General features: G+C 39.4%; 21 protein-coding genes, 1 rRNA gene and 1 pseudogene. 12 read left to right on the forward strand and 11 right to left on the reverse strand.

What is annotated here, in order from left to right:
• Window positions 1-94 precede the first annotated feature (94 nt).
• Both BIV60_RS21905 and BIV60_RS21910 read right to left on the reverse strand, forming a co-directional pair.
• Entirely contained in the window at window positions 95-1,423 is a 1,329-nt protein-coding gene (locus tag BIV60_RS21905) for an aspartate aminotransferase family protein (RefSeq protein ID WP_071357854.1), read from the reverse strand.
• 19 nt (window positions 1,424-1,442) lie between these two features.
• On the reverse strand, window positions 1,443-3,197 hold the full coding sequence (locus BIV60_RS21910; protein WP_083402389.1) for a sigma 54-interacting transcriptional regulator: 1,755 nt from the start codon (window positions 3,195-3,197) through the stop codon (window positions 1,443-1,445).
• 290 nt (window positions 3,198-3,487) lie between these two features.
• Here BIV60_RS21910 and BIV60_RS21915 point away from each other — a divergent pair, with 290 nt between their 5' ends.
• The 6 genes from BIV60_RS21915 to BIV60_RS21940 all read left to right on the forward strand — a co-directional run bounded on the left by BIV60_RS21915 (window position 3,488) and on the right by BIV60_RS21940 (window position 10,568).
• Entirely contained in the window at window positions 3,488-4,642 is a 1,155-nt protein-coding gene (locus BIV60_RS21915) for an amidohydrolase family protein (protein WP_071357855.1), read from the forward strand.
• Between the two features lie 28 nt (window positions 4,643-4,670).
• A complete protein-coding gene (locus BIV60_RS21920; protein WP_071357856.1) occupies window positions 4,671-6,011 on the forward strand; it encodes an APC family permease in 1,341 nt (446 codons plus the stop codon).
• 35 nt (window positions 6,012-6,046) lie between these two features.
• Entirely contained in the window at window positions 6,047-7,237 is a 1,191-nt protein-coding gene (locus tag BIV60_RS21925; protein WP_071357857.1) for a M20 metallopeptidase family protein, read from the forward strand.
• Window positions 7,231-8,595: a glutamine synthetase family protein gene (locus tag BIV60_RS21930; RefSeq protein WP_256218499.1), complete on the forward strand. Its 1,365-nt coding sequence runs from the start codon at window positions 7,231-7,233 to the stop codon at window positions 8,593-8,595. Before BIV60_RS21925 ends, BIV60_RS21930 begins: the two co-directional genes overlap by 7 nt.
• A gap of 256 nt (window positions 8,596-8,851) precedes the next feature.
• Window positions 8,852-9,418, forward strand: coding sequence for a M15 family metallopeptidase (locus BIV60_RS21935; RefSeq protein ID WP_071357872.1), 567 nt, complete (start codon window positions 8,852-8,854; stop codon window positions 9,416-9,418).
• Window positions 9,419-9,467: 49 nt separating this feature from the next.
• Window positions 9,468-10,568 carry a site-2 protease family protein gene (locus tag BIV60_RS21940; RefSeq protein WP_083402390.1) on the forward strand — a complete coding sequence of 367 codons (1,101 nt, stop codon included), beginning with the start codon at window positions 9,468-9,470 and terminating at the stop codon, window positions 10,566-10,568.
• A 42-nt stretch (window positions 10,569-10,610) separates the two neighbouring features.
• On the opposite strand, the gene BIV60_RS21945 is transcribed toward BIV60_RS21940, so the two are convergent.
• Window positions 10,611-11,081, reverse strand: coding sequence for a hypothetical protein (locus BIV60_RS21945; RefSeq protein ID WP_071357859.1), 471 nt, complete (start codon window positions 11,079-11,081; stop codon window positions 10,611-10,613).
• A gap of 349 nt (window positions 11,082-11,430) precedes the next feature.
• Complete coding sequence (locus tag BIV60_RS21950) at window positions 11,431-12,516, reverse strand: hypothetical protein (protein ID WP_071357860.1); 1,086 nt, start codon at window positions 12,514-12,516, stop codon at window positions 11,431-11,433.
• A gap of 386 nt (window positions 12,517-12,902) precedes the next feature.
• Between BIV60_RS21950 and BIV60_RS21955 the strand changes: the two genes are divergently transcribed.
• The gene (locus BIV60_RS21955; RefSeq protein ID WP_071357861.1) at window positions 12,903-14,132 is read left to right on the forward strand and encodes an RtcB family protein; all 1,230 of its coding nucleotides are present in this window, start codon (window positions 12,903-12,905) and stop codon (window positions 14,130-14,132) included.
• 158 nt (window positions 14,133-14,290) lie between these two features.
• A pseudogene (locus tag BIV60_RS28715) lies at window positions 14,291-14,581 on the forward strand (serine/threonine transporter SstT); the annotation flags it as partial.
• 157 nt (window positions 14,582-14,738) lie between these two features.
• Here BIV60_RS28715 and BIV60_RS21965 read toward each other — a convergent pair.
• Window positions 14,739-15,476, reverse strand: a complete 738-nt coding sequence (locus BIV60_RS21965) for a YwaF family protein (RefSeq protein WP_071357863.1) — start codon at window positions 15,474-15,476, stop codon at window positions 14,739-14,741.
• A 278-nt stretch (window positions 15,477-15,754) separates the two neighbouring features.
• On the opposite strand from BIV60_RS21965, the gene BIV60_RS21970 reads away from it, so the two are divergent.
• Entirely contained in the window at window positions 15,755-16,216 is a 462-nt protein-coding gene (locus BIV60_RS21970) for a cupredoxin domain-containing protein (RefSeq protein ID WP_071357864.1), read from the forward strand.
• A gap of 315 nt (window positions 16,217-16,531) precedes the next feature.
• On the opposite strand, the gene phnX is transcribed toward BIV60_RS21970, so the two are convergent.
• Genes phnX through BIV60_RS21995 form a run of 5 tightly spaced genes read right to left on the reverse strand, consistent with a single transcriptional unit; the run spans window position 16,532 to window position 21,885 of the window.
• Window positions 16,532-17,371: a phosphonoacetaldehyde hydrolase gene (gene phnX / locus BIV60_RS21975; protein ID WP_071357865.1), complete on the reverse strand. Its 840-nt coding sequence runs from the start codon at window positions 17,369-17,371 to the stop codon at window positions 16,532-16,534.
• Window positions 17,368-18,462: a 2-aminoethylphosphonate--pyruvate transaminase gene (phnW, locus tag BIV60_RS21980; protein WP_071357866.1), complete on the reverse strand. Its 1,095-nt coding sequence runs from the start codon at window positions 18,460-18,462 to the stop codon at window positions 17,368-17,370. Before phnW ends, phnX begins: the two co-directional genes overlap by 4 nt.
• Window positions 18,463-18,483: 21 nt before the next feature.
• Window positions 18,484-19,476, reverse strand: a complete 993-nt coding sequence (locus BIV60_RS21985; protein ID WP_071357867.1) for an extracellular solute-binding protein — start codon at window positions 19,474-19,476, stop codon at window positions 18,484-18,486.
• A gap of 14 nt (window positions 19,477-19,490) precedes the next feature.
• Entirely contained in the window at window positions 19,491-21,140 is a 1,650-nt protein-coding gene (locus BIV60_RS21990) for an ABC transporter permease subunit (protein WP_071357868.1), read from the reverse strand.
• Window positions 21,133-21,885, reverse strand: coding sequence for an ABC transporter ATP-binding protein (locus BIV60_RS21995; RefSeq protein WP_071357869.1), 753 nt, complete (start codon window positions 21,883-21,885; stop codon window positions 21,133-21,135). The genes BIV60_RS21990 and BIV60_RS21995 overlap by 8 nt, the downstream gene beginning before the upstream one ends.
• A 229-nt stretch (window positions 21,886-22,114) precedes the next feature.
• Here BIV60_RS21995 and BIV60_RS22000 point away from each other — a divergent pair, with 229 nt between their 5' ends.
• The 3 genes from BIV60_RS22000 to BIV60_RS31060 all read left to right on the forward strand — a co-directional run bounded on the left by BIV60_RS22000 (window position 22,115) and on the right by BIV60_RS31060 (window position 23,267).
• The gene (locus BIV60_RS22000; RefSeq protein WP_071357873.1) at window positions 22,115-22,879 is read left to right on the forward strand and encodes a DeoR/GlpR family DNA-binding transcription regulator; all 765 of its coding nucleotides are present in this window, start codon (window positions 22,115-22,117) and stop codon (window positions 22,877-22,879) included.
• An 89-nt stretch (window positions 22,880-22,968) separates the two neighbouring features.
• A complete protein-coding gene (locus tag BIV60_RS28720) occupies window positions 22,969-23,100 on the forward strand; it encodes an NAD(P)H-dependent oxidoreductase (RefSeq protein WP_256218502.1) in 132 nt (43 codons plus the stop codon).
• Window positions 23,100-23,267 (forward strand): NAD(P)H-dependent oxidoreductase, encoded by a 168-nt coding sequence (locus tag BIV60_RS31060; RefSeq protein WP_177177372.1) that lies wholly within the window; start codon window positions 23,100-23,102, stop codon window positions 23,265-23,267. The genes BIV60_RS28720 and BIV60_RS31060 overlap by 1 nt, the downstream gene beginning before the upstream one ends.
• Window positions 23,268-23,795: 528 nt before the next feature.
• On the opposite strand, the gene rrf is transcribed toward BIV60_RS31060, so the two are convergent.
• A 5S ribosomal RNA gene (rrf, locus tag BIV60_RS22005) occupies window positions 23,796-23,911 on the reverse strand.
• Window positions 23,912-24,030 lie beyond the last annotated feature (119 nt).

Raw genomic sequence — 24,030 nt, forward strand, 5'->3', positions numbered from 1 at the left:
TAAAAATCCGTTAAAAACCTCAAGCCATTAACTAATTTCCCCCGCCCCCAAAAAACTAAAATAGAGGTCTGTCCCCTAGACCCCCGCCCCACTTCTACCAACCACCATACTCCCTCACCAAATCCATATTAATCTTTTCCCGATTCAAATCCAAAAAAGCCTGATCAATAACTGTTACAGCAAAATCAATTTCTTGTTTACCAATAGTAAGAGGAGGTGTAATTTCAATAACATTACTATGAATACCTACATAAAACACTAACAGTCCGAGTTCATAACAACGATAACAAATAGCAGCTGTTTTTTCAGCAGCAGGCTTTTTTGTTTCTCGGTCTTCTACCAATTCAATGCCGATAGCAAGACCTTTCCCGCGAACATCACCAATCCACTCATACTTCTCCTGAAGCTTTTTTAATAGACTGATAAAGTATTCACCATTTACTCTAGCATTTTCAATTAAGCGTTCTTCCTCAATAATCTGCAAATTCTCAAGAGAGGCGGAACTACACACAGGATTTCCACTCATTGTAAACATATGAACTCCAGTTCCGGCATCAAGAATTTCCTTTCTGGCAACAACCGAACTGATAGGCAGGCCGCCGCCAAGCGACTTGCCTAGTACTACAGCATCCGGGATAACGCCACTATGGTCAAACGAAAACCACTTACCTGTTCTCCCCATGCCTACTTTCACTTCATCAAAGATGAGATGAATATCATTGCGTCTGCAAACCTCCTCGAGCCGCGGCAGGAAATCTTCTGGCGGCACAATCAGACCCCCATCACTCTGAATTCCCTCGATAATGATTCCAGCGGTATTTTCAGGAGGACAAATGGTTGTAAAAACCTCCTGTTCCAAATAACCAATAACTTGATCGGTTAAACGGTCCGTCTCCCCGAATGGCGGACGATACGGATTTGGATAAGGAATTTTCACCACGTTCCCGCTTCCAGAAAAGCCAGCCTGAGCGGGATGCCCGGAGAGTGAAAGCGACCCCATGGTCTGCCCATGATAAGAACCCATAAAGGAAATCATTTTGGAGCGCTTCTTTTCAAGCGGAACTAACTTTGCAATACAATCATTTGCATCAGATCCAGAATGACCAAACCAAACCTTTTTCGGAAAATCTCCAGGTGTAATCTCCATTAACTTCTGGCCTAAAGAAACCATCGTTGCCTCCGGGGCCGAAAGCTGCGAAGTAAATGATAAGGAATCATACTTCTCCTTAATCGCCTGACTCATTCGCGGGTGTCCATAACCAATATTGGCAACAGCCCAGCCTGCCGCTAAATCTAAATATTCCTTTCCAGATTGATCAATCACTCGCGTACCCTTTGCCGACTCAACAGCAATGGGATAAAAGCGAATTTTTAAACTGTCCGCAATCACTTGACCTTCCGTATAAAGAAATGAATTTTTCAAAACTTCTCCTCCTTATCCCTTAACAGAAAATCTGAAATTTTTTCAGCTTATAATTGAGATTTTGCCTTGAAATTCCCAACTGTTCAGCGGCCTTTGTAATATTTCCTTTTGCGTGATTCATTGCCTGCTCAATCATGATGCGTTCCAGCTTTTCAATCTGTTCAGGAAGACTTCCTGAATACGATGTTAATGGCTCTTGATGAAAATCGCGCTCTTCTTGCTGTATTTTATTCTTAAAAATCGGCGGCAAGTGATTAAAACTGATAGTACGTTCATCGTAAACCAGATTAAGACAGCCTTCGATGACGTGTTCCAGTTGCCTGACATTTCCCGGCCAGTGGTAAGTCATGAAACAGCGGAAAACATCTTGATCCACCCCATCTACACTTACATCCAATAAATCTGCATGTTTCGTAATAAAGTGGTGGATTAAAACCCGTAAATCATCCTTCCGGTTTCTTAATGGCGGGATCACAAGATTCACCACACCAAGCCGATAATATAAATCCTCACGAAGACGGTTGTGGGCGATCGCGTCTAGTGGTTCCTCATTCATCGTGGCGATGATTCTAACATCAATATCGATAACCTTTGTCGAACCAAGCCGCTGTACCTTCCGTTCTTGTATCACTCGCAACAACTTAGCCTGCAGGTTAATACTCATGGAATTGATTTCATCAAGCATAAGCGTACCGCCATGAGCTTGTTCAAATAGCCCAGGCCGATTTACCGCACCTGTAAAACTGCCTGCAGTTGTTCCAAATAATAAGCTTTCAAGTAAAGACTCCGGCAGCGCTGCACAATTTTGCGCGATAAATGGTTTGTCTTTCCGGGGACTTTCATTATGGATACTCTGTGCAAACAATTCCTTGCCCGTTCCTGTTTCACCGACAATAAGAACATTGGATTTAGACCTCGCCGAACGGCGGCCCTGCTCAACGGTTTGAGCCATCTCCCTACTGGAAAAAATAATGTCTTCAAACTGGAATCGGGTATTATTTTTCTGTGAGGAGAAGGGATTTGAGGGTTCCGAATCCCCTTTCGTCTGTTTTTGCAGCTGCAGGATGGTTTCCGAAAGATGCTTTTGTTCTGTGATATCTTTTAAAATTTCAATTGCACCTGCCATGTTTCCATCAAGTTCTAACGGTACAGTCCGAGCTAATGTCGTGATCGCTTTCCCAGTTGATGAAAATTTTGTTTCCCTGTGGTGAAGCGTCCTTCTCGTTCGAAGTGAAGTTAATAAGGTGCTTGTATTTTCATCCACATCCCAAACTTCCTGGACCCTTTTATTCCGTACCACTTCAGGTTCCAATGTATCCATTTCCCCCGCTTTAAGATTGTAAAAGAGGATCCTCCCTTGTTCATTAGTAACCGTGATCCCTTCTTCTAATTGATCAAGAATCAAATTAAATAATTGCTTCGTTTTCTTCAATTCTTGAATTTGATGCTGGAGCTGTTGAATTTGCGAGATATCTTTTAGAAATAGCAAGTACGTCTCGTTATTTTCAAAAAAAGAGAGATTGGCTACTAATTGTTTCGTCCCTAATAAAATAGAAACTCCAGTTTTCCCCTTCCTTTGAAGACATTTTTTAAAATCCTCCGATGGAATTAATTCATGGATCGAAGCCCCCATTAGCGCGGAAGGACTTTCTGAGAACAAACGTGCAGCCGGGCGATTTAAGGAAAAAATAGTTCCTGCTTCATTGAAGAGAATGATACATTCAAACGAAAAATTCCAAGTATCAACGATTGATAGATGCAAATGCTCATCCATTGTAACACCACCTTTTTTCGGAAAATATTTATCGAAAAAAATTTGTCAGTTAAAATCATAAACCCGTTCTAGTCAAATATTATCAAATAATATCAGAAATTTCAGCATAGTAGGAAAAATAGAAAAATATTTTACAGAAAAATATTTTTCTATTTATAAATTTTTTGCGGCTACCAAAAATCCTTTTTTCCTTAAAAATCAACGTTTCTCCAATTTAGAAAATTCTAAAATAACTGGCACATAACTTGCATTTATTCAGAGTAAGCGAATAAAGGAGGAAATTACGAACCATGAAAATATCTTTAAAAGAAGTACAAGCCATTGATGTTCATGCACATCCCTACACAGCAAACCCAGAACCCTATACTCCGGAAGAGTTTGTCAGAAAGCTCTCCCTAGCCGTTATTCCAAACCAGATTCCTGCCAACTATAAAAGACTAGCAAAACAGCCCTTCCCGGGAACCAATATGTGGATGCAAATCCTCATAAAACGATTAGCAAAATATTTTTCATGTGAAGCTACCCTTGAAGCGGTAGTCGAACACCGCAATGCAAGATCAGTAGATTTTCGAAAGTATACCCGTGACCTTTTTTCAGATGCAAAACTGACCGGAGTCGTCGGTGATTTCGGTTATCCCCAACCACCGTTAAGCAAAGCAGAATATGCCGACCTATGCGGAGCCCGTATCTGGGAAATCCACCGCATCGAACCGGCCATGGTTCAGCTTAGTCAAGAGTGTAATACCTTTGCGGACTTTAGAGAAAAATATCGTGCAAACCTGACAGAAGCGTTAAATACTAAGGGAATCGTAGGATTAAAATCGATTATCGCCTACAGAAGCGGTTTGGAAATTGCGCCAATGGATGAGCTGGCTGCAGCAGCGGAGTACCCTGAATTTAAACAGAATACCCGTGCCGTTGTAAAAAAGTTCCGTGATTATTGTCTGCATGTAGCGATGGAAGAATGTACGAAAACAGACAAGGTGATGCATATTCACACAGGGGTAGGTGACGGAGAGGTCGTTCTTTCGAAAGCAAGTCCAAGCTTCCTCATCGACATGCTTTGTGATCAAAAATATGAAAATACAAAGGTCCATCTTGTTCATGGCGGTTATCCATGGATGGAAGAAGCGGCATTTATTGTCAGCATCCAGCCAAATGTCTATATGGATATCTCCTTGCAAAATCCTTTCAGTGGCCATGGAGTGAAACGGATTTTATCCCAAGTTTTTGAATTTGCGCCGTTTGATAAGGTGATGTACGGCTCAGACGCCTTTACAGTACCGGAAATGAACTGGATGGGAGTCCATCTATTCAAAGAATCCTTCGAGGAAGTACTAAATTCCTGGGTAGACTCAGATTACATGGATGTAGAAACCGCTCAAGCCATTGGGGAAATGGTCCTCTACCGTAATTTTGAGAATGTCTATCAAAAATATCTCTAAAAAATAAATAATAAACGGAGGATGATTTATGTCAGTCGAGCATTTTGGATATAAGCAGGAACTGAAGAGGTCGCTGTCATTTTGGGATTTATTGATTTATGGATTAATTTTCTTAATTCCAATCGCACCATATGGTGTATATGGCTATATTGCCGATGCCTCTCAAGGTATGGTCCCATTAGCTTATATCATTGGAATGGTTGGAATGATTTTTACCGCCTTTAGCTATGCAAGAATGTCTGAAGCTTTCCCGATTGCAGGGTCTGTTTACGCCTATGCCCAACATGGAATAAGTTCTTATGTAGGATTTATTGCCGGCTGGTCAATCCTGCTCGATTATATCCTGATTCCGGCGCTTACTTATGCCGTTAGTGCTATTTCTCTAAATGCATTTATTCCGGCTTTGCCGATTTGGTTTTGGTTAGTGGTGTTTATTGTCTTCAATACCTTTATCAATATTCGCGGAATTGAATTTACTGCAAAAGCGAATAAAATTATTCTTGTTTTAGAATTTATGGTGTTAATTACATTTGTTGTTGTCGGATTAATTGCTCTAAATAAAGGTGTTCACCATACAAGCTTATCAATTAAACCGCTCTATGACTCTAGTAAGTTTAATATGCAGCTAGTTATGGGCGCTGTCTCGATTGCAGTTCTCTCCTTCTTAGGCTTCGATGCCATTTCGACTCTTTCTGAAGAAGTGAAAGGTGGAAGGAAGTTGATTGGAAAAGCCACTGTTGCTGCCTTGCTTGTTGCGGGATTCTTATTTATCGTGCAAACATGGATTGCAAGTGACCTTGGCAGAGGTCTTAAGCTGGATAATATGGATACGGCCTTCTATCAAATCGCAGAGCTTGCCGGCGGAGAATGGTTGAAGAATTTAACGATTCTGGCTACGGCATTTTCATGGGGAATTGCCAGTGCCCTTGCTTCCCAAGCGGCGATTTCACGGCTTCTTTTTTCGATGGGACGTGACCGCAGACTGCCTTATTCTTTGGCGAAAGTCCATCCTAAATTTAAAACACCTTATATCAGTACAATTACGGTAGCGATCATTTCGCTAATTGTTGGGTTGGCGTTCGAAAACCATATTGATATTTTAACGAATATTGTTAACTTTGGTGCCTTGACCGGATTTCTTTTACTGCATGTATCGGTCATCAACCATTATATGATTCGCCAAAAATCAAAGCAGTTTATCAAGCATTTGATCTTCCCGATAATCGGATTGCTCGTAATTAGCTATGTCATGTATGGAATGGACCACTTAGCGCTAGAGGTTGGATTTTCTTGGATTGTGATCGGGATTATTTACAATTTTATTATGGGAAAAGTGTTTAAGGTAAAAGAAACGACATTTGAATTATGATCTTTTAGGGAAAGTGAATATTGGAGGAAATTTTCATGGAAATAGTGAAAGTCAGCATTGAGCTTTTTGAACAGCTCGTCACGATTCGTCGGCATCTTCATCAACATCCTGAATTATCATTTAAGGAATATGCTACCTGCGAATATATTACGAGAGTATTAGAAGAATGGGACATCCCCTATAATCGAATTAGCGAAACAGGAATTTATGTCGATATTATTGGCAGGAATAAGAAGGGTCCTTATATCGGGATACGGGCGGATATCGATGCTCTTCCCATTCAAGAACAAACCGGGCTTCCTTTTTCATCTGTCAATCAAGGAGTCATGCATGCATGCGGACATGATGGTCACACGACCATTCTGCTTGGAACCGTTTACCAGCTTCATAGATTAAGAGACAAATTCTCAGGACGTGTTCGATGCATTTTTCAGCCCGGTGAGGAAGCCGATGGTGCTGCCCAGCAGTTAATTGATCTTGGCGTGCTTGAGAACCCCTCCATTGACGCAATGCTGGCCCTGCATTTATGGCCGCACCTGCCACATGGGACGATTGGGATTAAATATGGAGCCATTACCGCATCATGTGATGATTTTACCATTGAAATCGTGGGGAAAAGCGGTCATAGTGCAAGACCACACCAAGCGATTGATGCCATTACTATCAGTACGCAAATTTTGCAAGCCCTTCATATCCTCGTAACTAAATCTAGTAATCCGGTAGAACCGGTCGTGGTTCATATTGGAAAAATAAACGGCGGAACCGCCAGCAATATCGTCGCCGACAAAGTAGTCTTGGAAGGGACAACCAGGGCTGTTACCTTTGAAACGCGGGAAAAATTAAAATCGCAGCTGATCGACTTATGTGAAAGTATTGCCAAAAACTTTGGCGGAAAAGCCACTGTCCACTATAAAGATGGACACCCGCCGGTCATTAACAGTGACTGGGTAACGAGAACAGTGGAGGAAAGTGCAATCGAACTATTTGGCCCGGAAAAAGTCGTTTATTTAAAAGAACCATCCATGGGCGCAGATGATTTTGGAGCATTTGCGCAAATCGTTCCGAGTACGTATTTCAGACTCGGTACAGCGCTCGAAGAAAAAAAGGCATTTGATTTACATCATCCGCAATTTGAATTCGATGAGTCGATTATTCCGATAGGTGTGCAACTGTTTACCTCAACCGTATTAAACAAACTATCAAGAGGGGTTGAAGAAAAATGTTAGTACAAGATAAAGCATTGATGACAAAAGAAACAGTATTAGAAATCGTGAAAGAGAAAAATATTGAATTCATCCGTGTCGAATTTCTCGATTATGCAGGCATCACCCGCGGCCGGACCATTCGCCCGCTCCAGCTAAAAGACGCAATGGAAAAAGGAATTAATTTCAGTACAGCTATAATGAGCTTCGATGTATTTGACGAATATATTTCGAACCCGGCATTTGGTGCAAACGACGGGGACTTCTTTGCCATCCCGGACCCAAGTACATTTGCCATCCTCCCCTATCGAAAAAACACTGCCCGGATGCTTTGTGATTTAGTCGATATTAACGGAGAACCATGGCATGGCTGTCCAAGAGGTGCTTTAAAGCGGCTTTTAAATGAAGTGGAAACCCTTCTTGGCGGAAAAATGAATATGGCCTTTGAACAAGAGGCTTATTTATTGAAAGAAGTCGATGGCCAGCTCGTCCCTGCTGACAATAGCCACTGTTTTTCCATCGAAGGAGCGGATATTCAGGAGGATTTCATTCAGGACTTTGTATACGCCCTTGATGCGATGGGAGTGGAAACTGAGCAATTATCTAGTGAGTACGGCCCTGGCCAGCTAGAAATCAATTTAAAATATACCAATGCATTGAAAGCCGCTGATGATCAGGTTACCTTCATGCATTTATTCAAACAGATTGCCCGTGACAAAGGCTTGGTCGGCACCCTAATGCCAAAGCCATTTCAAAACCATGCCGGCAGTGGTCTTCATGTTCATATTAGCTTATTTGATGAAGGTGAGAATCTTTTTGAAGACTCCACGGATCATCGCGGTCTCGATATGTCTGAAAAAGCCTACCATTTTATTGGTGGACTGTTGAAGCATGCATCTTCGCTCATCGCGATTGGTGCTCCAAGTATTAACTCATACAAGCGGATGCAACCTGGATCCTTTGCTCCTGCACATATTTGTTACGGTTCAGGAAACCGTTCAGTATTAGTGCGGATTCCTGAAAAAAGAAGGACAAGACGCTTCGAATTCAGGGGTGCTGATGGGACTTGTAATCCATATCTTCTTGCCGCCTGCCTGGTTGCCGCCGGCCTTCGCGGAATTCAGAATCAAATTGACCCAGGTGAGCCAGTAGAATTTGATGTGAGCACAGCAAGTGAATACCAATTGAAAGAAAGAGGAATCAAATGGGTGCCAAGAAGTTTAAACGAAGCGATTAATGCCCTGGCAGAGGACTCAGTCTTAGCTCAAACGATTGGCAGAACAATCTGGGAAGAATTTATCAATATCAAAAGAACCGAATGGGACAAGTATTCGAAATATGTAAGTGATTGGGAACGAAATCTGTTTGCGACACGGTTCTAACCAATTTATCAAGGAGCATGATGGTTTCATGCTTCCTTTTTTTGCACACTATTGTAGATATCCATTAAATTGTCGATAAAGCTTTAAATTTGTGTTGATATTCTCCGAAAATGTGTTGATATAATCGAAATCTATGTCGATATCCCCTAAAAATATGTTGATAAAACTCTCCCCATGCACTGGAATAAAAAATGAGTTAAACTTATGAAACAATAACCCTTTATTTTACGTATAAGATAATGACAAAATGGTAGAAATGAAAGGAAATGTAGTTTTGAAACTGAAACGATTTGGAAGCTTTAATTTCATATTATGTCTTGCGATTATTGTTTATCTATATATTGCGTCTCAAATGCCATCTGAGAAACACCCCGTTCCCTTACCAATCGGGCTTAATTCAATGGTAAAAGAAGCAACCAATCAATTAATCCAGCAATCTGCTAAAAAAGGAATCACGGTGGTGATTACGGACGGTTTCCGAAGCATGGAAGATCAGGATCAACTTTATCAAAAAGGCCGGACAACCGCTGGAACAATTGTAACAAATGCAAGGGGTGGCGAGTCCTATCACAATTATGGGCTGGCCGTTGATTTTGCCCTGAAAACCTCTTCCGGAAATGTGATTTGGGATCGAAATTATGACGGAAATCAAAATAGAATACCAGACTGGAATGAGGTAGTGGCGATTGCCAAAAATTTAGGATTTCAATGGGGCGGGGATTGGGCTCAATTTAAAGATTATCCCCATTTACAAATGGACTTTGACCTAACACTCGCGGACCTACAGAACGGTAAGAGGCCTCCCGAGACATCTTTAAAATAAATGGATGCTTCCACTAACAGTAAGAAAAAATTTTAAAGGGGGTATTTTTTTGAAAAAAAGCGTAAAGAAATCCTCTTGGGGCATATTGGGCACATTAGGATTACTCTTACTCGGCAAATTAAAATATCTTTTGGTCGTTTTTAAAATCCTTAAACTGCAAACACTTATAAGCGTGTTCATTACGCTTGGAACATACGCCCTTATTTTTGGCTGGAAATTCGCTGCAGCCCTTGTCTACCTGTTGTTTGTTCATGAAATGGGACATTTATATGCGGCCAAAAAATTAAAACTCTCTGTCAGCCCGGCCGTATTTATCCCTTTTATTGGTGCAGCCATCGGATTAAAAGAAATGCCCAAGAGCGCAAAAGAGGAAGGGTATTTGGCTTACATGGGACCTTTATTTGGGTTGTTGTCCTTTTTGCCTGCGATTCCCTTATACCTCATCACCCATGAACCATTTTGGGCGCTTTGCATCATTTTGGGCGGAACCATTAATTTATTTAATTTAATCCCGATCACACCATTAGACGGCGGTAGAATTGCAGCCGGAATTAGCACCAAGCTTTGGGGTTTAGGAATTGTTTTGTTAGTTGTTTTTTCTGTCATGCATAGAAGCTTTTTAGGCTTTATGATTGTCATCCTAGGTTCGATTGAATGGTACAAAATCTATAAAAAACAAAAGAATTTAAATGCAAATAAAGAAGAAGTCGAAAAACTCAATCTCCTCTTAAGGAAATTAAAGGAAGAATCGAATAATATCGGATCAATTCAACATCTCTTGAAAGTAGCAAGTTTGGATATTTCCCAACCGGAAGTGAAACAGGTTTTGGATAAACTGAAGTCGGAAGTTGAAACAATGAGTAAAAATCTGTACCTTCAACAATTAACCGGTCTCCCAACTTTAAGCGAAGAAGCTCAAAATGAAAACGAACAAGTGATTCAACAAATTCTAATCCAATTAGAGAAAGCCATAGAAGAGTATAAAAAAGATGTACAAAAAACCGCAACCTATTACAAAACGGATAAGAAAACGAAGGTGCAATTATTTTTAATCTATATTGGTTTAGTCGCTGCACTGTCGATTAGTTATTATTTTGGAAACGAAATTCTCATGAATCATCCAGAAATACGAAATGCCTTGAATCGCTAAAAATAGGTCAGACCCCTGGGTGTCTGACCTATTTTTCCAAACTCATTTCGCATAATCCCAAACAATCCTCCACTCACCCTTTTCCTTTACAACATAAACATTTTGCTCAATATCAAAATTACCAAATTTCCCTTTGAAACTCTGGACCACAGGAACCTTAAAAACATGCTGGAACGACGGTCCGGATTGAGACATTTCCCATTTTCCAAGTTTCTCAGGGTTACCAACCTTATAAGTGAACGTCTCCACCCCAAAATCATTCATAAACACATGGGCCCGGACTTGAATATAATTGCTTTTATCAAACTTTTTCTTCATCGACGAGTGAAACAGCCCCCATGAACTCGCAAAATCATCATCTTGCTCGTAACCGTAAAACTCCTCCACCACCCCTTTTATCTGCCGATCCTCCGAAAAAAAGCTCAACCGAATCACCTGAAAAAATACAAAAATCCCTATAGCAAGAATTGCCCCAACCACAATTTTTTTAAAGCGAGCGCCTTTTCTATACATGGAAATCTCCTTAAAAAAGTAATCACTCTAGACTATGCTCCAACATGTCCAAGTAGTATGATTTCCATGAAAAGACAGCTTTCGACCCCTTACCTGTTAAACCAACGTTGGATTAAAACCGCCACAAACCCTTTTGAAAAACGAACATTGTCCAGTTTCCTGGGAAATTTTTTGTCGATAAAATCGTTCATCTCATTCATTTGGTCCCCAAAACTCGCCAAAAAAATGAGTTTTTTCTATACTTCGACTGACTCCTACAAATTAGGCTTCCAGACTTTTTACCTTTAAAACCATTAAAAGATTGTCGAAAGCTAGACAAAAAAAGAGAAGCGCCGTGGACACCTCTCATTTACTTCCCTGGAAGTTGTTTTTTTGCATCCAGCCCCCGAAGCAGCGGATTATGCAGTTTTAATTGATCGGAAGTCAGTTGAATCGCCTCAATTTCTTTTACCGTATAACCGTAATTGTCTTTTTCCGTATCAGGTACAGTTCCATCCATCCTGCTCGCAATAGAAAAATCATAATACGTCAATTTCTTTTGCGAGTCTTCCAAAGACTTAATCTTTTTTCGTAACGAATTCAAATCATCATCCTGAATCTCTTTCTTATGATACACTTCCTCCAGCTCATTTTTTAAATCCTTCAGTTCCTTACTGAGGTCCTGAATAATCTCCTCTTGCTTCCGTCTTTCCTCCAAAAGCTCATGTAAATTCGTTTTCGTTTCCCGAATTGAATTCACCATTTCATCGGCATTGCCTGCCAGCCGGTTTAATACCATCAACTGTTTCGTCAACAGTTCATTCTCCAAATCATATGGATAGCGAAGCTGATGGTCTACCTCACTCCACCCCTCTTCAAAAATCGTTCTCACCTGAATTTCCGCAATCGTCATTTCTTTTGTAATCTGACTCTCAATTAAATAATGCCACGAACGATATCCGGCCGGATGTTCCTCAAAATCAAAATGTTCGCTGTACTTTTTAATCTCGGCATCATTATAATCACCTTTACGGAAATAAATCTTCGCCCGCTCATGGAGATTCCAGGTATCTCTTATTTTCTCATCAATATGGATAGCCTGGTCCTTATATAAGTGGAGAACGCGGATTCCCAGTAAATCCGTAACCTCCGTGCGGTAGTTCCCCACGGTAATGTTGTACTCCGGATTTTGCTTCTTCTTGCGAATCGTCTTTCGGATGATTTTTTCAACCAAATGTTCCGGATCTTTCACCCGCGTCCGTACTGAATGAACATCCGGCTGGCTCTGAAGAATCGATAACAAAGGGGAAGTCGCCGCTTTTAAGGTTGGAATAAAATTTAAAAAATCCTCGTAAATCTGAATTACCTCCGACCAAACAAGTCCTGCCTCCTGGAATTCCCTTTCATCAATGTTATAGGTTTTGAAAAACCGTTGCTGCTCGTTTTCTAAAGACATGTAATTTCCCCTTTAACCGATAATAATTTATTCTTCCTGATATTAGGTGGAAATATTAGCCACGCAAAATAAAAAATCGATACATTTCCTTTAAATCCATCTTCACCTCCACTAAGTAGTTTATTGTCGTACGATCATCCATTGTCTAGATGGATCACCCATGATAGTCTAGAAATAATCTGTTTTTAAGAAAAGCGGAAGCGCCCGTTTAGCGCACGACAGGACTGGAGCGAGTCGACTGAGATAAAGGAAACACGGAGCTCAAGCCGATTCGATGTTGACTTATCGGTGGGAGGCGAGTGAAGTACAGTAGTCGCTTGGCGCTGGAGCTGGACAATTCTCGAAGTCCAATGTTTATTTACCTAATAAAAAAGGAGGGAGAACTCGTGATAAAAATAACCGGGTCACAAACAGAAGCAAAGGTATTTTCCAATTATCCGCAGGAAACGGCGCTTATGCAGATTCAAGAGCTTTGTAATCAAGACTTTTTAAAGGATACGAAGATTAGTATCATGCCGGACTATCACGCTGGAAAGGGCTGTGTGATTGGAACTACCATTCAGTTAAAGGATAAAGTTGTCCCGAACCTGGTTGGTGTTGACGTGGGCTGCGGCGTCTTGACTGTCAAGCTGCAAGATAAAAAGGTGGATTTTGATAAGCTGGATCAGGTTATTCGAACTTATGTGCCAAGCGGAATGGAGATTCATACGGATGAGACTGTGGGATTTATTAACACGAGTTTTCCAAACGCCAAAGAATTCAAATCCGAGCACATCCTGAGCCAGAACAAAAGTCTGTATAGCTTAGGAACACTTGGAGGAGGCAATCATTTTATTGAAGTTTCGGTTGATACGGATGGGCATCACTATTTAACCATTCATACCGGCAGCCGCTATGTTGGAGCAAAGATTGCCACCTATTATCAAAAAGTGGCCATCTCCAAGCTTCGCAGCCATGATTTAACTGAAATCATTGAAAAATTAAAAGCCGAAGGGCGGCAAAAGGAAATTCAAGCCGCAATTCAAAGCCACAAAGAAAAGAATCCTATCATTCCCAATGATTTAGCTTATTTGGAAGGCGAGGATTTTAAAAATTATATTCATGACATGAAATTAGCCCAGTCATATGCAAAGGCAAACCGGGAAGAAATTGCAAGAGCGATTACGGAAAATATGGGATTTGAAGTTCTTGACCGATTTGATACGGTGCACAACTATATTGATACCGAGAACCTCATTTTACGTAAAGGAGCCGTATCCGCTCAAGAAGGGGAACGCCTTATTATTCCAATTAACATGCGAGACGGTTCTATTCTAGCCGTTGGTAAAGGCAATGCAGATTGGAATTTTTCTGCGCCACACGGAGCTGGCCGCGTGCTAAGTCGCACGAAAGCAATGAAGACACTCAACATGGATGATTTTCACCATACAATGAAAGGCATCTGGACAACATCCGTTTCAGAAGAAACGTTAGATGAAGCACCGATGGCTTACAAGTCGATGAATGAGATTTTAGAAAAAGTCGAGGAATCTGTGGAAATTGCCACCTTTATTAAACCGGTATATAACTTTAAAGCTAGAGAAAAATATACACCGGCAAGATACAAAAGGTCGTAAAATAGGTCTACTTACAGGAACGGGATCCGATTCCTGCCGCAAATATAATAGATGTATAGAAAAATGACTATCTAAATATTTGATAGTCATTTTTAATTGAAATATATACTTCATCTTTTGATTTCTATTCATATTTTCTTTCCCCACCCCCATCTAATGTGGATATCCCGACTGCCATCATCCTTAGTGTCCTTTCAGCAGTATGTGCATGCGGTGCTTCAGGGGTTGCAGGCGGTTCCTTATTATTGATTCCTCTCGCATGCAGCTTGTTTGGGATTTCCAATGATGTGGCGATGCAGGTAGTTGGAGTAGGCTTTATCGTCGGCGTTTTACAAGACTCTTGTGAAACAGCACTCAACTCTTCTACAGACGTCCTTTTCACAGCAACAGCTGAATTTAGAAAGTGGCGTAAAGATGGGAAAAAGGTTGAAATTAATAAAGTAGCGTAAAATGTAACAAACCACACTGGATTTCATTTCAGTGTGGTTTTTGTATTTTTGTAGATATCGGGGCGGATAGTCGATAAAACCTAAATTTGTGTTGATATCCGGCTAAAATATGTTGATATCGGAAAAAATGGCATACACTGCCCTCCCGTTTTAAAACTTACACGTAAGATTCCCCCCGTTCAATCCTTCCTTTAATCCAAAACGGACTATAGAGAATGTAAAAACTCAGAATCATCACCAGCTCCAATGAGAGAAGATACCACGGCCATGGGCCCAGGTAATCTAAAAGAGACGCGGATTGAGGCTTTTTCATGATATACAGGTAATTCGCACTAAGTAACTTATTAAGGACAAAGACACATATTGCATATAAGTTCACTAGTAGGATCGTCACCCACATGGAAGAGATGGTTGGCCGATAGTGGAAGGCTGCCACCATAAACAAACAAGCTAGTATGACCCCTCCATGTGAAACAAAAAACTCTATATATCGAAAATGAGGAAACGAATACTTGCCAAGGCTAGGCGTCAAGATGGCCTGAATGGAACTGCCCAGCGCCGCAAAATACATAAATTGAAAAAGTTTATAGCTTCTTGAAAGCAGCATAACAACAGCAAGGATGACAACAAGATCACTAAGATGCAGCGGCAAATCTCTCCTAATGGACCATGTATGCTCTTTGATATGCCAAAGATGATATGAAACATCAGAAACCACTAAGAGAACTGCAAGAGAAAAACGGAAAATCCTTCTTATCCTATTCTTTTTTAGCTCATTCTTCATAACAAACAGGAGAATACAAAGGACGAAAATAATCCCAATCGTCAAGAGGTGCTGTAAGGAAAATAGGCGAAACGAATCAAGTTTTGAATGAAATTGAAAGTATTCCTTCATTTTTACTTACCCCATTAGCAGAATTTCATCCTTTTAGTTTGTGCTCTAAACGATAAATCATACAACATAGTAGTCATATGAGTCATTCCCTCTGAAATTATAAAAGTTGATCATTTCCGGCCAAGTTCGGAAACAAACTCCTGCCCCCCTTGTCAAACAATTAGTATCTTAATATTTCATGAACTCTTTTTCATACTAAATTAATTTTTACATCATGAAAATGTGTGTTAAGTTAGAGCCGTAATCAAATTTTGAATTTGAGAGGAGAAGCACTACTGATGAAAAAGAGATTAGCATTTTTATTTTCAGCCTTAGTTTTAATGGGATCACTCTTAAGTGCTTGTGGAAACGCCGCTTCCAAAACGGATAATTCTTCAAGTGCAGCAACATCATCAAGCAAAAAATCAGATACTACTGCACAAACAACGAAAACGACTGTTACACCAAAAACTACTGCAAAAGATACTGCACCAGGAAAAGTGGTTGATATCAAGGTAATGGCAAAGGATTTCGAATACGATAAAAAGGTAATCCATGTGAAAAAAGGCGACAAGGTTCGGATTACCCTTCAAAGTGATGATGGCGGACATGGTTTAGCAATTCCTGCCTTTAATGTAGATATCCAAGGAAATAAAAGCGCAGAATTTATCGCCAATAAAACAGGTACATTTGAATACCACTGCTCAATCGTATGCGGAGCAGGACATTCCAAAATGACAGGAAAATTAATTGTGGAATAGGCTCTTAATTAAACAGGATATTTACATTTATTACGGAATTTTATTAATAAAATGTGGAGGAGAGGTCGAACACTTCTCTCTCCCATTCAAAATGTTGTAGATATTATCCCCAATTTAGTAGATATCCCGCTACATTGTTGATAAATCCCAAAAATATGTTGATATCCGGCATAAATTTGTTGATATAATCAGAATCTGTGTCGATATTCTCCTAAAAAGTTTCGATAATGGGTGTTTTTTTACATTATTTATCGGCCAATCTAAAAAAAGAACGACAGCTATTCACTGTCGTTCTTCCCTATAACTTATGCAATTTTAATGAGCTACTCTATTGCTTAAAGCAGCACAAGAAGGTCTTTTTCCATCAGAAATCAATTTATTAATCTCTTCAATTAACTCTGGAAGTTCACTCATGGAAGAAATCGTAAAGTCTGCCCCATTTTGAATAAAGGAGGACCTTGTTTTTGCGATTTCCCTTGCTTGATCTGATTCAGAAAGTGCTTGAAATTCTTCAAAACTTAACCCCATTTCTGAGCTTCCCACAATAACCCCCACAGACCAAACGCCTGCCTGATTCCCTTCTTTTATATCAGAGATGGTATCTCCTACCTTAACAACCTTCCATGGTGTGGTTAACTTTAGTTGTTCCATATTTCGATAAATCATATAAGGATAGGGTCTTCCATATGAATGGACTTCATCCGCTGTAATATAAAAATCGGGATGATAGCCTTTTTTCAAAGCATTCGGAACCACTACCTCCATCATGCTATTCGTATAACCCGTTGTGGACCCAATTTTTAATCCTCGGGTTCTTAATTCTTGAACAGTCTCAATCACTTCAGGAATGGGATCAGTGTACGCTGATAGCGAAGCCAACAGGGCGGGTTCAAATTCAGCATACAAATTTTCCACATCCTGTTCATCATACCCCCGTCCATATTTTTCTTTCCATAAAGCGGAGATTCTCGGCATGGAAAGCATCGCTCGAATATGGTCAATTTTTAACATTCCCATTGGGGCTCTGGCTTCCTCCATTGTAACGTCAATACCGGCATTTTTAAAAATATCGATAAATACCTTTACAGGCGCAAAACATCCAAAATCAACCGTTGTCCCAGCCCAATCAAAAATCACACCTTCTATTTTGTTCATTTGATTACCACTCCCATATATTCTTCAATAAAGTCACATAATTCTTGAATATCTACTTGATAAATTTCACCGATGTTTCCTATTCGAAAGGTATCCGCATCCGTTAGCTTGCCTGGATAAATGACATATCCTCTTTCTTTCAAAAAAGAATAAAAATCATCAAAGTCGAACTCTCCATTCGGAAACAAAAAAGTTGAAATAATCGGCGATTGTTTTTCAGGAGAAATATAAGCATGGAAACCGATTTTTCTAAGTCTCTCTCGTAACATACGATTATTATTTTGATAGCGTGTAAATCTTGCTAAAATACCGCCTTCTTCTACTAATTCATCCAATGCTTTCGAAAAAGCTGCCACGACATGGGTCGGGGAGGTAAAGCGCCACTTCCCGTCATGATCCATTCCCTTCCACTGATCATATAAATCAAGTGATAAGCTGCGTGAATTTCCTTTGCATGCGAGAAGCTTTTCTTGCTTCGCAATGACAAATCCAAACCCTGGAACCCCTTGGATACATTTATTGGCACTGCTAATTAAATAATCGATTCCAAGATCAGCAACATTGATTTCCATGCCGCCAAAACTGCTCATCGCATCAATAATTAATGTTTTTCCATATTCCTTCGAAAGGTTAGAGACCATTTCAAGCGGATTTAAAATTCCGGTCGTTGTTTCACAATGGACCATCACGATATGCGTCAATTCTGGATCTTCTTCTAAAATCTTTCTTAATTCACTTTCATTTGGCCATTGATCATATTCCACACTATATTCTTGATAATTCAACCCAATATATTGGACTATTTTGACTATCCGCTCACCATACGCCCCATTGGTGACAATGAGAACCTTATCCTGTTCAGAAATCGCAGTCGTCATGACCGATTCAACGGCAAACGAACCGCTTCCTTGCATCAATACAACCGTATATTCCCCTTTCGCAGCACATGCGAGTTCAAGCAGCTGCATTCGAATCTTTTGCGTTATTTCTTTATAATCATGATCCCACGTACAACGGTCAAAGAGCATTTCCTCTTTAACCGTTCTTGTTGTTGTCAGTGGACCAGGTGTTAACAGTTTGTAATGATTCATCTTCCATCTCTCCCTACTAAACTATTTTGCTGCATTAAAAAATTGTTGGTGCTTCTCCAATAAATCTACTGTTAATGGCTGATTAAATTTCTTGGTATGTGCAGGTTGATGAATGCTGTCTATGGTTTCCCCTTTATAGAGAGCAACAGGATAATTGGCAAGCAGGTCTTTTCTTCCATCTTTAATAATGACTTCTGCCATTTTCATCGCCAGTTTCGTTGTCGGATCATCCTTTTTCACCACAGCAATCGATTCGGTAAGAGAGAAATTTCCTTCAATTGGATCGACATAATTAATCGGCAAACCGGATTTTTTATCTAAAACAGCTTGATAACGTAAACCAAATCCTGCAGCTACTTCTCCTGCTTCCACCTTCTTGATTGGCCCTGAGCCTGAACTTTCAAGATGTGGACCACAATTGGCAATTAAATCATGAAGAACCTTTTTCCCCTCTGTTTCACCATATTGAGAGATTATCGCTTGAACCAATAACCAGCCCGTTGAAGAATCCATAATATTTGGAATCGAGACTTGTCCTTTAAAGGCCGGTTTTGTTAAATCTTTAATAGAAGTTGGCATTGGCAGGCCTTTTTCCTTCATGACTTCTGTATTGACAAAAATCGCACCTGTATTGGCTAAAATCGGTGTAGAATAGGATGGATGTTTTTCTAATGGATCCGTCTTAAATGTTAAGTCTTTAAACATCGCGTTTTTGGATTGTGAACTATCGATAAAATACGAACTCATCGTGACTAAATTCGCTTCAATTTTGTCTCCTTCTGCCATGAGCTTGCCGCCTAATTCAGAAGTGCCGAACGTTTGAAGAACATATTTCCCATCGTATCCAGCTTTATTTAACGCATTTTGCATCGCTTCAACCGCGGCATCATCCCCATTGGTGTAAATAACAACTTTTTTCCCTGCCTCCGCTTTGTTGCTGCTGCATCCAATTAATGAAAATGCGAAACATAGAGTGAGCAGTAACAGTAAACTTCTTTTTAGTTTTCTAGACATAACATATCCTCTCCTTAACTTATTTTTTTCTTTAACCCACTTCGTTTAATGGATGGCTTTTTTTGAAAAGAATCACATACGAACTTAATAAGTAAATTGGTAAAAAAGATCAGCAGCGATAAAACAAAGATTTCATCATATTTTTGAAAATGCTGTAAATCCTTAATTTTACTAGAGACTAAAGAGGTTTCCGCCGTAACCAAAAAGATGATTCCACTGATCGTGACCATTGAATTGATAAAGTAATAGCTAATCATCTCAACCACCGTCGAAGCGGAATTCGGCAGAATGACCCGATAAACGGTCTTAATCCAGCTATCTCCCATCAACTCTCCCGTTGTTTCCCAAGCCAGATTCATCTTGGAAAGGGAGTTTTTCGCCATCAAATAGGGAGTCGTAAATAAATGAATGATATTACAGAGAACAATGATCGTGAACGTTCCCTTTAAACTACTTTCATTAAAAAACAGTAAATAGGATAGACCTAAGACCATTCCTGGTACGGTATTCGTAATCATCGAGACAAGATCAATCGCTAGTTTCGATGTTCTCTTTAAAGAGGTTCTAGTATTCAACAGGGCTGAAGCGTAAGCGATGACCGTTCCAAATACAGCAGTCAAAGCCGCTACCAACAGTGAATTCATGTAAACACTGGATAAATCATTGGATTGAAAGACATCTGTAAAGTGTTGCAAGGTAAACGTAAGACGATACGGGTAACTCGTTACAAATGGTGCAATAAACATTACGATAAAAACGGATAACATACCTGCTACGATGACTGAAGAGAGAATTCCCATCCCCATATCTCTTAGTTTATTTGGAATCATTTCGATATGGCTGAATTTGTCATATTGAAAATTAAATTTTTCGAGATAGTTTAATAGGACTACTCCGAACACGGCTGGCAGTAACATCAGCACCGCAATCACAGCTCCATGATTAAAATTAGGAATCGCTCCAAGCATGACTTGATACAGTTGAGTCGCTACAACATTATAGGTTCCACCGAGTGAGGCCGGAATTCCAAAATCTGTGAAGCTAAGGATAAAGGAAAGAACGAAAGCTCCACCCAAAGCCCCAAGTAATGGCCGAACCGTTGTATTGATGAAGCCCCTTACCTTCCCGTCCCCCATTAGCTTTGAGACGATCGTATATTTTTTATCCATATACTGAAAAGAATTATGGATAAGAAGGAACGAAGCCGGTAAGGTATAAATCACGTAACCAATTAATAATCCTTTCAATCCATAGATTTCGAATAGTTTTCTTCCAAATACTTTGGTTATCAACCCTTGCTGCCCAAATGAATAGATAATCGCAAATCCATACGTGATAGTCGGAAGCAGCATAGGAAGAAGAATTCCCGTTTTTATCACCATTTTTATCGGACGAACTATATTTGTACTATTGATTGTATAGGCAAGTGCAAAAGCCAAAACGGTTGTGATGACTGCATTTATGGCTGAGACGCGGAAACTGTTGATCATGGCATCCATTAGGTCATTTTTTGACAACAGAGAAATGTAATTCGATAGACCCAGACCATCACTCGTTTCAAAAGAACGGAAAAACAGAGCCAAAAGAGGTAGCAGTAAAAAAACAGCAAATAATAGAAATATAACGGTATAAATGATTCGCATCTCAGGTTTCACATTAGGCATACTTTTCACCAAATAATTGATAAATATTGTTTCGCTTAATCCGTAATTGATTCAGTATAAATTCATCGACAAACTGGTTATTTGGCCGATTGATAATTTCTTGAGGAGTTCCAAACTGCGAAATATTTCCTTTGTTGATAATCAGGATTTTATCGGACAAGGTTAGGGCTTCCTCCGGATCATGGGTGACGATAATGGTCGTTAGCTTATATTCTTTAGCAATCGATTTAATCCGTTCCTTAATGGATTCTTTTATGACACCATCAAGGGCACTCAAAGGTTCATCTAGTAATAATAATTTGGGTTTTGTAACAAGTGTACGGGCAAGAGCAACCCTCTGCTTCTGACCACCCGATAATTCACCAATTTTCTTTGTTAAATGCGGTTTAAGCTCTAAAAAATCAATATATTCCTGTAACTCTTTTTCCGAAGTCAATCCTTTTTTATTTCTTAAACCATATACAATATTTTCGTAAGCATTTAAGTTCGGAAAAAGCGCATAATCTTGGAAAACGATATTGAATCCCCGATTTTTCATGGGAATGGTACTGATATCCTTTTCGTTAAAAATGATTTTTCCATCGTCCATTTGGGTCAATCCCAAAATGATATTTAATAAAGTGGTTTTCCCACTTCCGCTTGGACCTAGCAGCGAAACAATTTCTCCCGTTTTTATTTCGAGATTGATATTTTCTAGTACAAGCTTTTTATTAAAATGTTTGCTTATATTTTGTAGTTTCAGCAAACGGGTCACCTCCTCGAGCACACCTTCAGTATAATTACCGTTTGTAAATACAATAAGAATTCTGCGTAAAGGATTTGTAAATTTGCATATTTTTTGCCCAATTGATTAACAATTCATGCAGACATTTAGCGCCACTCACACTAAACTTCCGATTAAATCTATTGAAAATAACGATAATCATCAGTAAAATGCAGATAATAAGGTTTCATTAAATTGAATGGGTGAGGATATGCTTCCAGTTGAAAGGCAAAAAAAAATAATGGACTTATTAAAGATGAAAAAGGTCCTGAAGATCTCTGAACTAACGGATGAACTAAGTATCTCAATTGATACACTTCGTCGAGACCTAAATCTGCTTACAAAACAGGGGAAAATTGAAAAAATTTACGGCGGAGTTAAACTTGTGGATTCCCGGATGGGCGAGTCAAGCATGGATGCACGATTGGTGAGTCAGTTAGAGGAAAAAAGAATGATTGCACAAAAATGCAGTGAATTTATTTACAATGGGGACTGCATTTATATTGATAGTGGTTCAACCACCTATCAGTTAGCAAAATATATAAAACATAAAAAGAAGCTAACGGTGGTAACGAACTCAATTCCAGTTGTAAATGAGCTATTCAATAGTGATGTTGAATTAATTATCATTGGAGGAAAGGTACGGCATAGCGAGAAGTCAGTAATGGCCTATGAGTATATATTTAACTTCAATGAATTGAATATTTCAAAAGCATTTATTTGTGCAAGCGGCATTACAATGGAGAAAGGAATCTCTGACTTTAGCCTCGAAGAAGCCATTACACGGAAAAAAATCATTGATTTATCGAAAGAAGTTTATATTGCTGCTGATAGTACAAAATTTGGTAAAGACGTCACCGTAAATATTGCAACACTTGATAAAGTAGATTCGGTTATTACGGACGAAAACATCGATAATAGTTGGATTCAGCGATTTAAAAAGACAAAGACGAACTTGATTATTGCTAAATATTAGAAACGAAAGGGCTTGGGAGCTCCCCCAGTCCTTTCAACTATTGGAATCTTTTTTATCCATTAAGGAGAAATATAGGTAGCACCTTAATTATTTATGCACACCCCAACACTCGCAGTCTTAATTATGCCATTTTAGAAAACGTCATAAAGGGGCTAAATGACGCTAATCAGAAATTTGAAGTTGTGCATTTATACGAGGAAAAATTTGATCCCGTTTTATAGTGATTGATGACCAACATAAACGAAGAGATTTGATCAACGCCCCCTATACAGAGAAATATCGAAAACAAATACAGCAGGACGATACATTAATTTTTATTTATCCGATTTGGTGGTCTGGAGTACCAGCAATCTTGAAAGGCTTTTTCGAAAGAGTGTTTGCTTCCTAACTTCCATTAAACAGGTTACTTTCGAAAAACGTCAGAAATGGCTGCAGAAATTCTATTTGCATGCAAAAGAGCTTTAAACAATTATATAAAACCATTTTGCTAGATACGGGCTTTCATTATTAAGCCGATAGCATTTTGTTTTGTGGATAAGTCACTGTCATTTGTGGATAAATTCTAAATTCCGCAAATAATTCGCCATTTCTTTTTTAGATAAATTAAATTTTTGAAGATATCCACCCTATTTATGTAGATATCCTTCCCAAATGTTGATATATCGGAAAAATATGTTGATATCTGACCAAAATATGCTGATATAATCGGAATCTGTGTCGATATCCCCAATAATCCTGTTGATAAAATTCAATTTTGTGTTGATATCCTGGTATCGGCCGCATTTCTGCTACAATTTAATGTTGATAACCCTCAACACCGGACGGAAAAGACATTGCCACATTTTTGTAGATATATTCTAAATTCTATAGATAAGACAAAAAGACCAACCTTTTTCTTAAAGGTTGGTCTTTTTGTGCCTGGCAACGTCCTACTCTCACAGGGGCAAGGCCCCAACTACCATCGGCGCTGAGAAGCTTAACTTCCGTGTTCGGTATGGGAACGGGTGTGACCTTCTCGCCATTATTACCAGACTATATTTAATTGAGGTATCATTCCCTCAAAACTAGATAATACAGAAGAAGTTTCAGTAAAAACGAGTTCACCTTCATTTGTTTCATAGACTATGGTTAAGTCCTCGATCGATTAGTAT

Source organism: Bacillus sp. MUM 116 (assembly GCF_001866655.1).
GTDB lineage: Bacteria > Bacillota > Bacilli > Bacillales > Cytobacillaceae > Neobacillus.

Bases quoted from the DNA above. Each gene is read 5' to 3' on its own strand.
- BIV60_RS21970 (WP_071357864.1), top strand. From the start codon at position 15,755: ATGAAAAAGAGATTAGCATTTTTATTTTCAGCCTTAGTTTTAATGGGA.
- BIV60_RS21965 (WP_071357863.1), bottom strand. From the start codon at position 15,476: ATGAAGGAATACTTTCAATTTCATTCAAAACTTGATTCGTTTCGCCTA.
- BIV60_RS21930 (WP_256218499.1), top strand. From the start codon at position 7,231: ATGTTAGTACAAGATAAAGCATTGATGACAAAAGAAACAGTATTAGAA.
- BIV60_RS21950 (WP_071357860.1), bottom strand. From the start codon at position 12,516: ATGTCTTTAGAAAACGAGCAGCAACGGTTTTTCAAAACCTATAACATT.
- BIV60_RS21935 (WP_071357872.1), top strand. From the start codon at position 8,852: ATGAAAGGAAATGTAGTTTTGAAACTGAAACGATTTGGAAGCTTTAAT.
- BIV60_RS21925 (WP_071357857.1), top strand. From the start codon at position 6,047: ATGGAAATAGTGAAAGTCAGCATTGAGCTTTTTGAACAGCTCGTCACG.
- phnX (WP_071357865.1), bottom strand. From the start codon at position 17,371: ATGAACAAAATAGAAGGTGTGATTTTTGATTGGGCTGGGACAACGGTT.
- BIV60_RS21945 (WP_071357859.1), bottom strand. From the start codon at position 11,081: ATGTATAGAAAAGGCGCTCGCTTTAAAAAAATTGTGGTTGGGGCAATT.
- BIV60_RS21915 (WP_071357855.1), top strand. From the start codon at position 3,488: ATGAAAATATCTTTAAAAGAAGTACAAGCCATTGATGTTCATGCACAT.
- BIV60_RS21990 (WP_071357868.1), bottom strand. From the start codon at position 21,140: ATGCCTAATGTGAAACCTGAGATGCGAATCATTTATACCGTTATATTT.
- BIV60_RS21985 (WP_071357867.1), bottom strand. From the start codon at position 19,476: ATGTCTAGAAAACTAAAAAGAAGTTTACTGTTACTGCTCACTCTATGT.
- BIV60_RS22000 (WP_071357873.1), top strand. From the start codon at position 22,115: ATGCTTCCAGTTGAAAGGCAAAAAAAAATAATGGACTTATTAAAGATG.
- phnW (WP_071357866.1), bottom strand. From the start codon at position 18,462: ATGAATCATTACAAACTGTTAACACCTGGTCCACTGACAACAACAAGA.
- BIV60_RS21920 (WP_071357856.1), top strand. From the start codon at position 4,671: ATGTCAGTCGAGCATTTTGGATATAAGCAGGAACTGAAGAGGTCGCTG.
- BIV60_RS21910 (WP_083402389.1), bottom strand. From the start codon at position 3,197: ATGGATGAGCATTTGCATCTATCAATCGTTGATACTTGGAATTTTTCG.